The organism is Methylobacterium sp. P1-11 (assembly GCF_008329595.1).
Lineage (GTDB): Bacteria > Pseudomonadota > Alphaproteobacteria > Rhizobiales > Beijerinckiaceae > Methylobacterium.
The window spans coordinates 1-12,220 of the sequence record NZ_NPKS01000013.1 but is presented as its reverse complement, the minus strand read 5'-3'; the positions used below and the strand labels follow the sequence as shown (position 1 = coordinate 12,220).

The following is a 12,220-nucleotide window of genomic DNA, read 5'->3' as shown; positions in this document are numbered from 1 at the left end:
ACAGGCGCGCTTTCGGCTTGACGGGCCCTTTGCGCGGGCGCACGACGCACCCGCGCGACGTTGTCATGGACGAGGCCGCGCTCCCATTCCAGCAGCGACCCGCGAAGCGACGTGCCCGACCGATCGTGCCTGCCGTGCCCAGCCACGCGCCGTCATCCCGCCTGAGCCGCTGAAAGGCCTGGCCGCGGGGCGATCGACGCGGCGGCCGGCCACGGCCCTGACCTAGGATGACCGGCGACGCGTCGCCTCGTAACCCACGAGGCGAGGCCATGAACGAGATCGCGCCCTTCGACACGCGAGTCGATCCCTCCGTCTTGGCCGCACGCCTGTCAGACGAACGGGCACCCGACATCGTCGAGGCCCTGAACGAGGAAGCGCCCGAGGTCGCCGCCGCCATCCTGCTCGGACTTCCGATGGAACGGGCGGTCGAGGTGCTGGACCAGCCCGAACTCGACTGTGCCGCCGACATCATCGAGATGCTGCCCCGGGACCGGGTTGCCGCCTACCTGTCGGGCATGTCAGCCGACCGGGTCACGGACGTGTTCCGCGAGATCGAGGAGCCCGGCCGCTCCGATCTGCGCGCCCGCCTCGATGCCGAGACCCGCGGCGCCGTCGACCGGCTCTCGGCCTATGGCGAGGAGACGGTGGGCTCACTGATGACGACCGAGTTCGTCACCGTTCCGGGCACCTGGACGGTGGGCCAGACCCTGGAGCACATCCGCCACGTCGAGAAGACCCGCGAGACGATCTACGCGATCTTCGTGCTCGACCCGCGCACCCGCGCGCTCACCAAGGCGGTGCCGCTGCGCCGGCTGATTTCCGGGGATCCCGCCGACAACGTGCTCAGCGTCGCGCCGGGGCGGCGGCCGCTCGCCGTGTCGCCGACCGCGAGCCGCGAGGAGGCGGCCCGGCTGATCTCCAAGTACGACCTTCTGGCGCTGCCGGTGGTCGATGCGGTCGGCCACGTCATCGGCATCGTCACCGTCGACGACATGATCGACGCGATGATCGAGAAGCAGACGCAGGACGTCCAGCGCTTCGGCGGCATGGAAGCGTTGCCCGAGCCCTACATGGATATCGGCTTCTTCACGATGATCCGGAAGCGCGCCGGCTGGCTCTGCGCGCTCTTCCTGTCGGAGATGCTCACGGCCTCGGCCATGCAGGGCTTCGAGGGGGAGCTGGAAAAGGCGATCGTCCTGACGCTGTTCATCCCGCTGATCATGAGTTCGGGCGGCAATTCCGGCTCGCAGGCGACCTCGCTGCTGATCCGGGCGCTCGCCCTGCACCAGATCCGGCTGCGGGACTGGTGGCGGGTGGCTTTGCGGGAACTGCCGACCGGAATCTTCCTCGGCGCGATCCTCGGCGTGATCGCGGTGATCCGGATCGTGGCGTGGCAGAAGCTCGGCCTCTACGATTACGGCGAGCACTGGCCGCTGGTCGCCGCCACGGTGGGCGCGGCGCTCGTCGGGATCGTGACGTTCGGCTCGCTCGCCGGCTCGATGCTGCCGTTCCTGCTCCAGCGGATCGGCTTCGATCCGGCCACCGCCTCGGCGCCCTTCGTGGCGACGCTGGTCGACGTCACCGGTCTCGTCATCTATTTCTCAGTGGCGCTGCTGATCCTGCGCGGGACGCTACTGTAGCGCGGCGCCGCTCTACCCCGCCACAGCCTCGACCAGCCGCTTGCGCTGCACCTTGCCGTTGGCCGTCCTCGGCAGCGCGTCGAGAAATCTGATCTCCCGCGGCCGCTTGTAGGCGGCGAGCCGTTCGGCGCACCACGCGAGCAGCGCCGCCGCGTCGGGCTCGGCATCGGGTTGGAGCACCACGAAACCGCAGATCACGGTGACGTCGGCGCGCACCGGCAACTCGGCCACGCCGACCTCCGCCACGGAGGGATGGGCCGCGAGCACCACCTCCACCTCGTTGGGCGAGACGCGGTAGCCCATCGCCTTCATCAGGTCGTTGTTGCGGCCCTCGAACCAGAGATAGCCGTCGGCGTCGAGCCGGGCGAGGTCGCCGCCGGTGAACCAGTCGCCGCGCAGGACCTCGGCCTCCTCCTCGGGCCGGTTCCAGTAGCCGAGCATCAGGGCTGGCTCCGAGCGGTGGACGGCGAGCAGGCCGGTCTCGCCCACCGCCAGGGGCACGGGCTCGCCCGCGACGGGCAGGATCGCCACCCGCCGGCCGGGCTGCGGCTTGCCGGGCGAGCCCGGCCGCACCGGGATGTTCGGGCCGCTGGAGATGTAGGTCGAGATCTCGCTCATCCCGAGGGCCTCGTAGAGCGGTTTGCCCGTCGCATGCGTCCAGGCGTCGAGCAGCTCCACCGGCAGCGGCTCGCCCGCCGTGCAGCCGTGGCGCAGGCTCGACAGGTCGTGCGCGCTCAGATCGCCGTATTTGAGGATCTGCCGGTAGAGGGTCGGGACGGCGGCGAACAGGGTGGCGCGGTACTCGGCGATCAGCCGCGGCCAAACGGCGGGGTCGCGCGGGCCGTTATAGAGCACCGCGGTGGCGCCCACCGACCATGGATCGCTCAGGCCGACACCCAGCGTGTAGGTCCAGTTCATGGTGCCGGCATGCAGCATCACGTCGGTTTCGGTGAGCCCGAGCCAGTGGTCGAGCATGGGCCGGCGGCCGTAGGCGGCGCGGTGGGCGTGCAGCACACCCTTCGGCCGGCTGGTCGTGCCCGAGGTGTAGATCAGCATCGCCGGGTCGTCCGCGGCGGTGTCGGCGTAGTCGGGCAGCTTTGGGCCGGCCTTCAGGGCGGCGATGGCGGCGGTATCGAGGAGGAGGCGGTCGCCCAGAGCCTCGGGCGCGAGAGCACAGCCGCTGCCGACCACCACGGCCGCCGCGCCGGAATTCTCCATGAGGAACGCCGCCTCGCCCTCGGTCAGCTGCGGCGAGGAGGGCAGGGCCACGAGTCCGGCGGCCAAGGCGCCGAAATAGACGAGGACGTAATCGGCCTCGTTGCCCATCCGGATCATCACCCGGTCGCCGCGCCTCAGGCCGAGCCCGAGCAGGCCCGCCGCGATGGCGCGCACCGAATGCTCGACCGCGCCGAAGCTGAGTCGATCGGCCGTGCCGTCCCCGATGAGGAGGAGGGCCGTCTTGTCGGGCCGCAGGCGCGCGTTCTCGGCGAGGCAGTACCGCGCGGCGTTGAACCGCGCGGGCGGATGGCGGTCGTCGGACAGGCTCTCGGGCACCGGGCACTCCCCGCTTTCGGGCTTTTGGCCGGGTGTCCCGCCTGGGCGTGGTTCCGTCAACCTTGGGTGACGTGCTGCCGCGAGCGCGGCTCCGGATTCACGTCCGCCGCTGCGCCTGACTCTCCTGCTCTTCAAAACCCTTCAGCATCTTGTCGAGCGTCAGCGGGTATTCGCGAACGCGGATCCCGGTGGCGTTGTAGATCGCATTGGCGAGCGAAGCGCCGGCGCCGCAGATGCCGAGTTCACCGAGGCCCTTGCTCTTCAGCGGGTTCGCCTTGTCGTCGAGCTCTGGCAGGAACACCGCGTCGATCTCCGGGAGATCGGCGTGGACCGGCACGTGGTACTCGGCCATGTCGTGGTTGACGAAGTAGCTGTGGCGCGGATCGACCACCGCATCCTCCATCAGCGCCGCACCGACGCCGAAGGTCATGCCGCCGATCGCCTGGCTGCGGGCGGTCTTGGCGTTGAGGATGCGCCCGCCGGTGAAGACCCCGAGCATCCGGCGCAGGCGGATCTCGCCGGTATCGGCGTCGACGCCGACCTCCGCGAAGTGGGCGCCGTAGGAATACTGCGAGAATTTCTGCTTCATCTCGCCGGGCTTGATCTCGCCCGCCGCCTCCAGCCCCGAGCCGGCGAGGTCGGTGAGTGCCTCGGTGCGATTGCCGGACGTGACCGCGCCGTCGCGGAACGTGGCGCCGTCGGGATTGAGGTCGCCGGCCTTGAGCAGGGCCTGACGCAGGTTATCGCAGGCGACATACAGGGCCGAGCCCGCCGAGGCGGCGCCGAACGAGCCGCCGGAGCCCGCCGCGAAGGGAAAATCGGTGTCGCCCATCTCGACCCGGACGCGCTCAGGGGGAAGACCCAGCATCTCGCCGGCGATCTGCGTGAGGATCGTGTAGGTGCCGGTGCCGGGATCGGTCATGGCCATCCGCACCACCAGCACGCCGTCCGGTCCGATCCGCACCTTGGCGGAGGAGGGCATCAGCGGGTTGAGGCGGGCGGCCGCCGACATGCCCATGCCGACGAGCCAGTTGCCCTCGCGCCGGCTGCCCGCCGCCTGCCGCTTGTCCCAGCCGAACAGGCGCGCACCCTCGCGCATGCAGGGCACGAGCTGACGTGTGGAGAACGGCACCTTCTTCTCGGGATCCTCGGCCGGCTCGTTGCGCACACGCAGCTCGATCGGATCGACCTTCAACTGCTCGGCCAGCTCGTCCATGGCGCATTCGAAGGCGAGCTGACCCACGGCCTCGCCGGGGGCACGCATCGACGAGGCGATGGGCATGTTGAGGTTCACGAGCCGGTGGCGCGTCACGCGGTTCTGCGCCGCGTAGAGCGAGCGGGTGACGTTGGCGGAGGTCTCGAAGAAGCCGTCACCCTCGGCGGTGTCGGACCAGGATTCGTGGCTGATCGCCGAGAGGCGCCCGTCCTTATCGACACCGAGCCGGATCCGCTGGATCGTGTCGGTCCGGTGGGTCGCGACGTGGAACTCCTGCTGCCGGGTCAGCGCCACCTTCACGGGGCGCTGGATGACCTTCGAGGCCAGGATCGCGAGGGTCGCCTCCGGCTGGACCTGCAACTTCGCGCCGAAGCCGCCGCCGATATAGGGGCTGACGATCCGCACCTTCTCGGGCGGCAGCTTCAGCACGGAGCCCAGGGCCTTCTGCCCCCGGTTGGGCATCTGGTTGGACGTGTGCAGCACGACGCCGTCGCCCTCCCACGACGCGATGGTCGCGTGCGGCTCCATCTGCGCGTGGATCTGGTTCGGCGTGACGTATTCTACGTCCAGCTTCACCGGTGCGGCCGCGAAGGCGGCGTCGAAGTCGCCGAGCTTCGAATCCGGCGGCGAATTGACCGGCTTCGGCTCATAGGCCGCCGCGAGGTTGTCCTTGAGCAGGCCCTTTGGCGTGCCGGCATCGTACCGGACCCTGACCAGCATGGCGGCCGCCCGGGCTTGCTCGAAGGTCTCCGCCACCACGAAGGCGACGGCCTGCCCGTAGAACCTGACCTCGGTCCCCTGGAGCTGCGGCCAGACCTGCTCCTTCTTCTCGCCCTGCTCGGGCACGTTCTCATGGGTCAGGACCAGGATCGTGCCCGGCGCCTTGCGGGCGGCCTCCGCGTCGATCGACCGGATCGTCCCGGAGGCGATCGTCGCCGGCACGATGAAGCCGTAGGCGGGGTCCTTCAGCGCCCGGGTCTCGTAGGCGTAGGGCGCGCGGCCCGTGACCTTGAGTTTGCCTTCGACCCGGTTCAGCGGCTTGCCGACGAGACCGTCGGGCCGGTCGTCGAGGGGCGTCCGGCCGATCGGCTGGTTCATCTCCATGGGAACGGTCCTTGCCGAGGCTTACGCGCGGGTCACCTGCGCCACGACGGCGCGCAGGGTCCGCCGGGTCAGCGGAATCTTGAAATCGTTGCTGCCGTAGCCGCGGGCGCCTTTGAGCACCGCGTCGGCGGCGGCGTCGGCCGAGCCGGTCTGCACCAGGGCCGTCTCGGCCTCGGCGACCCGCCAGGGCTTGTGCGCCAGACCGCCGAAGGCGAGGCGCGCCGCGGTCGGCTTGCCGCCCTCGGCGCCCGCGATCACGGCGGCCACTGACACGGTGGCGAAGGCGTAGGACGCCCGATCGCGCACCTTGCGATAGATGTGCGCGCCCGCCACCGGCTTCGGCAGCGTCACGGCTGTGATGATCTCGCCCTTGCGGAGATCCGTCTCGATCTGCGGGGTGTCGCCCGGCAGCTTGTGGAAGTCGGCGATCGGAATGGCCCGCGCCTGCCCGTCCGAGTTCATCGTCTCGACGGTGGCGTCCAGCGCCCGCATGGCGACGGCCATGTCGGACGGGTTGGTGGCGATGCAGTCCTCGCTCGCGCCCACCACCGCCATGATCCGGTTGAAGCCGCCGATCGCCGAGCAGCCGGAGCCCGGCGCGCGCTTATTGCAGGGCATGGCGGTGTCGTAGAAATAGTAGCAGCGCGTCCGCTGGAGGAGGTTGCCGGCGGTGGTCGCCTTGTTGCGCAGCTGCCCCGACGCACCGGCCAGCAGCGCCTTGGCCAGCACGGCGTAATCCTTCCGCACCCGCGGGTCGGCGGCGAGGTCGGAGTTGCGCACCAGCGCGCCGACGCGCAGGCCGCCCTCCGGCGTGGCCTCGACCTTGTCGAGGGGCAGCCGGTTGACGTCGATCAGCGTCGCCGGGGTCTCGATCTGGAGCTTCATCAGGTCGAGGAGGTTGGTGCCGCCGGCGATGAACTTGGCGTTCGGCCGCTCGGCCGCGAGCTTTGCGGCGTCCTGAACCGTGGCCGGACGCTCGTACGTGAAAGCCTTCATGTCCGCCCCCTTCAGAGGTTGCTGGCGGCGGTGTCGCGGATCGCCGCGACGATGTTGGGGTAGGCGCTGCAGCGGCAGATGTTGCCGCTCATCCGCTCGCGAATCTCGGCGTCGCTGAGCGTCGGCGTCGCGGCGATGTCCTCGGTGACGTGGCTCGGCCAGCCGGCCTTGGCCTCGCTCAGCATGCCGACCGAGGAGCAGATCTGGCCCGGCGTGCAGTAGCCGCACTGGAAGCCGTCATGCTCTAGGAACGCCGCCTGCATCGGGTGAAGCTGGTCGCCGGTGGCGAGCCCCTCGATCGTAGTGATCTGATCGCCCTCGTGCATCGCCGCGAGGGTCAGGCAGGAATTGATCCGCCTTCCGTCCACCAGCACTGTGCAGGCGCCGCACTGGCCGTGATCGCAGCCCTTCTTGGTACCGGTGAGCGCCAGATGCTCGCGCAGGGCGTCGAGCAGCGTCGTGCGGGTATCGAGGACGAGATCCTGCGGCTGGCCGTTGATCGTGAGCCGCACCGGCATGGTCTGCGGGGCGGGGTCGCCCGTGGCCGCAGCCGCGGGCGCAGGCCGGAAGCCCAGGGCGCCGAGCGCCCCGGCCGCGGCGCAGCCCTCCACCACGGCCCGCCGCGTCAAGGCGAACGGCTTCTTCGGAGTCGCGTCTGTCATGCTGCTATCCCGCCCATGCGCAACGCATCACGGCGCAACGCAGTCTGGAATTCGGTGTGCCAACGCCGAGCTCGAGGGATTAGATCCGGTCCAGACTGCGCCCGTTCACCGCGGCTTCGCGGCTGCGCGTGCTGGCCTCCGGCAGTTCGTCATCGCGAGCAACGCGAAGCGATCCAGGGCAGCGCGACATCTGTGACCGTGGCGCCGCTGGATTGCTTCGCGTTGCTCGCAAAGACGGCGGCGCCTAGGAACGCGTCCCGTCGCGGGCGTTTGGGTTGATCGGACAACGTCACCGGAGCTTTCCCCAATGGCCGTTCCGACCCTGCCGCTCAATGACGGGCGCCGCATTCCCCAGATCGGCTACGGCTGCTGGCAGCTCTCGGACGAGCAGGCGCCGGACCTCGTCGGCCGGGCGCTTCAGGCGGGCTATCGCCTGATCGACACCGCTTCCGTCTACGGCAACGAGGCCGGCGTCGGCCGCGGCATCCGCGACGCGCAGGTGCCCCGGGACGCGATCTTCCTCACCACGAAGCTCTGGAACGACCGTCAGGGCCGCGACGAGACGCGGCGCGCCTTCGACGAGAGCCTGCAGCGCCTCGGCCTCCCCTATGTCGACCTCTACCTGATCCACTGGCCGTGCCCGCAGCGGCGCCTGTTCGTCGAGACCTGGAAGACGCTGATCCAGCTGCGCGAGGAGGGGCGGGCGAAGTCGATCGGCGTCTCGAACTTCACGCCCGAGCACATCGCCACCCTCGTCGGCGAGACCGGGGTGGCGCCCGCGGTGAACCAGATCGAGTTGCACCCGCGCTTCCAGCGCAAGGCGCCGCGGGCCGACGATTCCCGTCACGGCATTGTGACCGAATCCTGGAGTCCCCTGGGACAGGGCAAGGAGCTGAATGACCCGGTGATCGGTGCGATCGCGAAGGCCCACGAGAAGAGCCCCGCCCAGGTAGTGCTGCGCTGGCAGGTGCAGATCGGCTGCGTGGCCATCCCGAAGACCGCCCGGCCCGAGCGTATCCTCGAGAACATCGCGCTGTTCGATTTCGAGCTCGGCGCCGACGAGATGGAGAGAATCGCCGCGCTCGACCGGCCCGACGGCCGGATCGGGCCGGACCCCGCCACCTTCTGCTGACCGGTCGGCCTTCGGCGGCGCAGCATAACATCGCGCCGCAAAAGATTTATGCTCACAGCTAGCATATCTGGACAGGCGCGTCCGGCCCCCATAAGTTAGGCGGCACAATGCTCAAACTGAGCATAATGGAGGACGCCATGGCGGCGACCGTTGCACCCGTCTCCCGCACGCCCATCCCGGGCCTGCCGCTTCCGGATCTCTACGCGCGTGTCAGCCGGCACGTTCCCGCGATCGAGTGGCCGGCGCTGGCTCCGGACATCGAGGCGATCCTGCGCCTGAAGCGCGAGCGGAACGCCGTGATCCTGGCGCACAACTACCAAGCGCCCGAGATCTTCCACACGGTGGCCGATATCGTCGGCGACAGCCTCGCGCTCGCCCGCGAGGCGGTGAACGTGGACGCCGACGTGATCGTGCTGGCGGGCGTCCACTTCATGGCCGAGACGGCGAAGCTCCTGAACCCGAGCAAGACCGTGCTGATCCCCGACATGGGTGCGGGCTGCTCGCTGGCCGACTCGATTACCGCCGCGGACGTGCGCGGCCTGCGCGCCAAGTATCCGGGCGTGCCGATCGTGACCTACGTGAACACCTCGGCGGCCGTGAAGGCCGAGTCGGACCTGTGCTGCACCTCGGGCAACGCCGTCGCGGTGGTGAGGTCGCTGAACGCCCCCCGCGTGCTGATGATCCCGGACGAGTTCCTGGCGCAGAACGTCCAGGCCGAGATCCCCGAGGTCGAGATCCTGACCTGGGCCGGCCATTGCGAGGTGCATGAGCGCTTCACGCCGGCCGATATCCGCGATGTCCGCGACAGCTACCCCGGCGTGACGGTGATCGCGCATCCGGAATGCCCGCCGGACGTGGTGGCCGAGTCGGACTTCTCCGGCTCCACCGCGATGATGATGGACTTCGTCGTCGAGAAGCGGCCGAAGCAGGTGGTGCTCGTCACCGAATGCTCGATGGCCGACAACATCGCGGCCCAGAATCCCGATATCGAGTTCATCAAGCCCTGCAACATGTGCCCGCACATGAAGCGGATGAGCCTGCGCAACATCCGCCGGTCGCTCGAGACGATGACCCACGAGGTCACGGTCGATCCGGCGCTCGCCGACCGCGCCCGGGCGGCGGTGGAGCGCATGCTCCAGGTGCGCACGCGATGAACGCCTTTGCCCGGAACACTGCCGACCGCGTCGTCGTGGTCGGCGGCGGCGTCGCGGGTCTCAGCGTCGCGCTGCGCCTCGCGCCCCGCCCGGTGACGCTGGTCACCGCATCCCCCCTCGGTCTCGGAACCGCCACCGGCTGGGCGCAGGGCGGTATCGCCGCCGCGGTCGGCGCTGACGATGCGGCGGACCTTCACGCCGCCGACACGGAAGCGGCCGGCGCCGGGCTGACCGAGCCCGACGTGGCGCTCCGCGTCGCCCAGGAGGGCCCCGCGCTGATCGACTGGCTGGTGCGGATCGGCGTGCCGTTCGACCGGGCCGACGACGGCGCTCTCGCCCTCGGGCTCGAAGCCGCGCATGGCCGCCGCCGCATCGTTCGCTCCGGCGGTGATGCCACCGGCGCGCGCGTCCTCGAAGGGCTCGTCCGGGCCGTGCTGGCCGCACCCTCCGTCGAGGTCGTCACGGCGCGCGCCTGCGACCTGCTCCGGGACACGAACGGGGCTGTGGCGGGCATCGTCGCCGAGCGCGACGGTGCCCTGTTCCGCATCCCGGCCCGCGCCGTGGTGCTGGCCACCGGCGGCGTCGGCGCCCTCTACGCGGCGACCACGAACCCGCCGGGTGCGGTCGGTCGCGGGCTGGCGCTGGCCGCCCGCGCCGGGGCGGTGATGCGCGACATGGAGTTCGTGCAGTTCCACCCCACCGCCATCGCGGCCGGCGCCGACCCGATGCCGCTCGCCACCGAGGCCCTGCGCGGGGAGGGCGCCCGCCTGATCGACGAGACCGGCGCGCCCGTGATGGCGGGAATCCGTGGGGGCGACCTCGCCCCGCGCGACGTGGTCGCCCGCGGCATCTTCCAGGCGCTGCAGCGGGGCCGTACCGTCTATCTCGACGCGCGGGGTGCGCTCGGCGCCGCGATGCCGACGCGGTTCCCGACGGTGGCGGGCCTCTGCGCCGCCGTCGGCATCGATCCGGCGGTGCAGCCGATCCCGGTCCGCCCGGCGGCGCATTACCACATGGGCGGCGTGAAGGTGGACGCGCACGGCGCCACCTCGGTGCCGGGCCTCTACGCCTGCGGCGAGGTCTCCTCCACGGGCCTGCACGGCGCCAACCGGCTCGCCAGCAACTCGCTGCTGGAGGGGCTCGCCTATGCGCGCTTCATCGCTGACGGGCTCGACGCGCCGGTGCCGGCGGCCATCGTGCCGCAAGCCGTGCCCGCCCGCACCTCCGGCGACCTGCCGGCGATCCGCACCCTGATGGAGCGCCAAGTCGGGGTCGTGCGTGACGCCGCCGGTCTCGCGGTGGCTGTAGCCGCCCTGACGCCCGCGGCGGAATCCTGCGACGCGGCGCTGGTGGCGCTGCTGATTGCCCGGGGCGCGCTGGAGCGCCAGGAGAGCCGCGGCGCCCATTGGCGCAGCGACCATCCGCATCTCATGGCCGCGACCCACACCGAGACCACGCTGGCCGATCTCCGGGCGGCGGAGCGCGGCCGGGCGGCCGCCGAGGAGGCCCTGACGCCATGACCCGATCGGTCCTCTCCGACGAGATCCTGCCGCTGCCGCGGCTCCTGGTCGAGCCGGTGGTGCGCGCCGCCCTGCTGGAGGATCTCGGCCGGGCCGGCGACATCACCACCGACGCCATCGTGCCCCCGGGTGCGCGGATGCGCGGCGTGATCGCCTCCCGCCAGGATGGCGTCATCTCGGGCACCGACGCCGCCGCCATCGCGTTCGCGCTGGTGGACCCGGCCGTGACCGTTACGGTCGAGCGCGGCGACGGCGCGCGCGTCGCTCCGGGCGACGTGGTGCTGCGCCTCGAAGGCCCGGCCCGGGCGATCCTCACCGCCGAGCGCGTGGCCCTGAACCTGCTCTGCCGCATGTCGGGCGTCGCCACCGCCACGCACGGCCTCGTCGAGGCGGCCCGCCCGCACGGCAAGGCCTCGATCGTCTGCACCCGAAAGACCACGCCGGGCCTGCGCGCCCTGGAGAAGCACGCCGTGCGGGCCGGAGGCGGCTCGAATCACCGCTTCGGCCTCGACGACGCGGTGCTGATCAAGGACAACCACGTGGCGGTGGCCGGTGGGATCGTGCCGGCGATCGCGCGCGCCCGGGCCAGGGCCGGCCATCTCGTGAAGATCGAGTGCGAGGTCGACAGCCTGGAGCAGCTGGACGAGGCGCTCTCGGTCGGGATCGACGCCGTGCTCCTCGACAACATGAGCCCCGACCAGCTCACCCGCGCGGTGGCGATGATCGACGGCCGCGCGCTCTCCGAGGCCTCGGGCCGGATCACCCGCGAGACGGTGGGCGCGGTCGCGGCGTCGGGCGTCGACCTGATCTCCTGCGGCTGGATCACCCACTCGGCCGCGATCATCGACCTGGGCTTGGACGCCGCCTGACCGGCAGGCGCCGGGCTCACCGGCGCCTGCCGTCGTTTCACTGTCATCACGTTCGGGTGACAGGTCTTCGTCGTGGTCGCATCGGACAAGTCCTGAGTCTATCGCCGCGCGAGTGACTTGCTAGGGTTTCGCGGGACCGCGAAGCCACCGATCGGATCTGCCCGTGAGCCAAGCCCTGCATTCCACGGCTGCCCCGGCGGTCGATCTTCCGGCGGCTCCGGTGGCACGCAAGCCCGGTGCGGTCCGCCACGGGCCCGGCGGGGCGCTGATGCTCGGCGCGCTGGGTGTCGTGTACGGCGACATTGGCACGAGCCCGCTCTACGCGTTCAAGGAGGCCGTGAAGGCGGCGACCGCCGGCGGCGCGGCCGTGCCG

The 12,220-nt window shown here is 70.8% G+C and carries 10 protein-coding genes; 6 read left to right on the top strand and 4 right to left on the bottom strand.

Features of this window, described 5'->3' with window-relative positions; all coding sequences use genetic code 11:
• Positions 1–269: 269 nt before the first annotated feature.
• Entirely contained in the window at positions 270–1,640 is a 1,371-nt protein-coding gene (gene mgtE / locus CIW48_RS14515) for a magnesium transporter (RefSeq protein ID WP_091787893.1), read from the top strand.
• Between the two features lie 12 nt (positions 1,641–1,652).
• Here the strand turns inward: mgtE and CIW48_RS14510 are convergent, their stop codons facing one another.
• From CIW48_RS14510 to paoA, 4 genes are all read right to left on the bottom strand, one after another.
• Positions 1,653–3,194, bottom strand: a complete 1,542-nt coding sequence (locus tag CIW48_RS14510) for an AMP-binding protein (RefSeq protein WP_149311415.1) — start codon at positions 3,192–3,194, stop codon at positions 1,653–1,655.
• Between the two features lie 97 nt (positions 3,195–3,291).
• Positions 3,292–5,514 (bottom strand): xanthine dehydrogenase family protein molybdopterin-binding subunit, encoded by a 2,223-nt coding sequence (locus tag CIW48_RS14505; RefSeq protein WP_149311414.1) that lies wholly within the window; start codon positions 5,512–5,514, stop codon positions 3,292–3,294.
• Positions 5,515–5,535: 21 nt separating this feature from the next.
• On the bottom strand, positions 5,536–6,510 hold the full coding sequence (locus CIW48_RS14500; RefSeq protein WP_149311413.1) for a xanthine dehydrogenase family protein subunit M: 975 nt from the start codon (positions 6,508–6,510) through the stop codon (positions 5,536–5,538).
• A gap of 11 nt (positions 6,511–6,521) precedes the next feature.
• Positions 6,522–7,172, bottom strand: a complete 651-nt coding sequence (gene paoA, locus CIW48_RS14495) for an aldehyde dehydrogenase iron-sulfur subunit PaoA (RefSeq protein ID WP_149311412.1) — start codon at positions 7,170–7,172, stop codon at positions 6,522–6,524.
• A 307-nt stretch (positions 7,173–7,479) separates the two neighbouring features.
• Here paoA and CIW48_RS14490 point away from each other — a divergent pair, with 307 nt between their 5' ends.
• The 5 genes from CIW48_RS14490 to CIW48_RS14470 form a co-directional block, all read left to right on the top strand.
• Positions 7,480–8,304 carry an aldo/keto reductase gene (locus CIW48_RS14490; RefSeq protein ID WP_149311411.1) on the top strand — a complete coding sequence of 275 codons (825 nt, stop codon included), beginning with the start codon at positions 7,480–7,482 and terminating at the stop codon, positions 8,302–8,304.
• A 137-nt stretch (positions 8,305–8,441) separates the two neighbouring features.
• Entirely contained in the window at positions 8,442–9,458 is a 1,017-nt protein-coding gene (gene nadA, locus CIW48_RS14485) for a quinolinate synthase NadA (RefSeq protein WP_149311410.1), read from the top strand.
• Positions 9,455–10,978 (top strand): L-aspartate oxidase, encoded by a 1,524-nt coding sequence (locus CIW48_RS14480; RefSeq protein WP_149311409.1) that lies wholly within the window; start codon positions 9,455–9,457, stop codon positions 10,976–10,978. Before nadA ends, CIW48_RS14480 begins: the two co-directional genes overlap by 4 nt.
• The gene (gene nadC, locus CIW48_RS14475; RefSeq protein WP_149311408.1) at positions 10,975–11,847 is read left to right on the top strand and encodes a carboxylating nicotinate-nucleotide diphosphorylase; all 873 of its coding nucleotides are present in this window, start codon (positions 10,975–10,977) and stop codon (positions 11,845–11,847) included. Before CIW48_RS14480 ends, nadC begins: the two co-directional genes overlap by 4 nt.
• 220 nt (positions 11,848–12,067) lie before the next feature.
• The coding region (locus CIW48_RS14470; RefSeq protein ID WP_246695253.1) for a KUP/HAK/KT family potassium transporter at positions 12,068–12,220 on the top strand (153 nt) is incomplete at its 3' end.

Coding starts and splice junctions, on each gene's coding strand:
- mgtE (WP_091787893.1), top strand. CDS start 270: ATGAACGAGATCGCGCCCTTCGACACGCGAGTCGATCCCTCCGTCTTG.
- CIW48_RS14505 (WP_149311414.1), bottom strand. CDS start 5,514: ATGGAGATGAACCAGCCGATCGGCCGGACGCCCCTCGACGACCGGCCC.
- CIW48_RS14500 (WP_149311413.1), bottom strand. CDS start 6,510: ATGAAGGCTTTCACGTACGAGCGTCCGGCCACGGTTCAGGACGCCGCA.
- paoA (WP_149311412.1), bottom strand. CDS start 7,172: ATGACAGACGCGACTCCGAAGAAGCCGTTCGCCTTGACGCGGCGGGCC.
- CIW48_RS14490 (WP_149311411.1), top strand. CDS start 7,480: ATGGCCGTTCCGACCCTGCCGCTCAATGACGGGCGCCGCATTCCCCAG.
- nadA (WP_149311410.1), top strand. CDS start 8,442: ATGGCGGCGACCGTTGCACCCGTCTCCCGCACGCCCATCCCGGGCCTG.
- CIW48_RS14480 (WP_149311409.1), top strand. CDS start 9,455: ATGAACGCCTTTGCCCGGAACACTGCCGACCGCGTCGTCGTGGTCGGC.
- nadC (WP_149311408.1), top strand. CDS start 10,975: ATGACCCGATCGGTCCTCTCCGACGAGATCCTGCCGCTGCCGCGGCTC.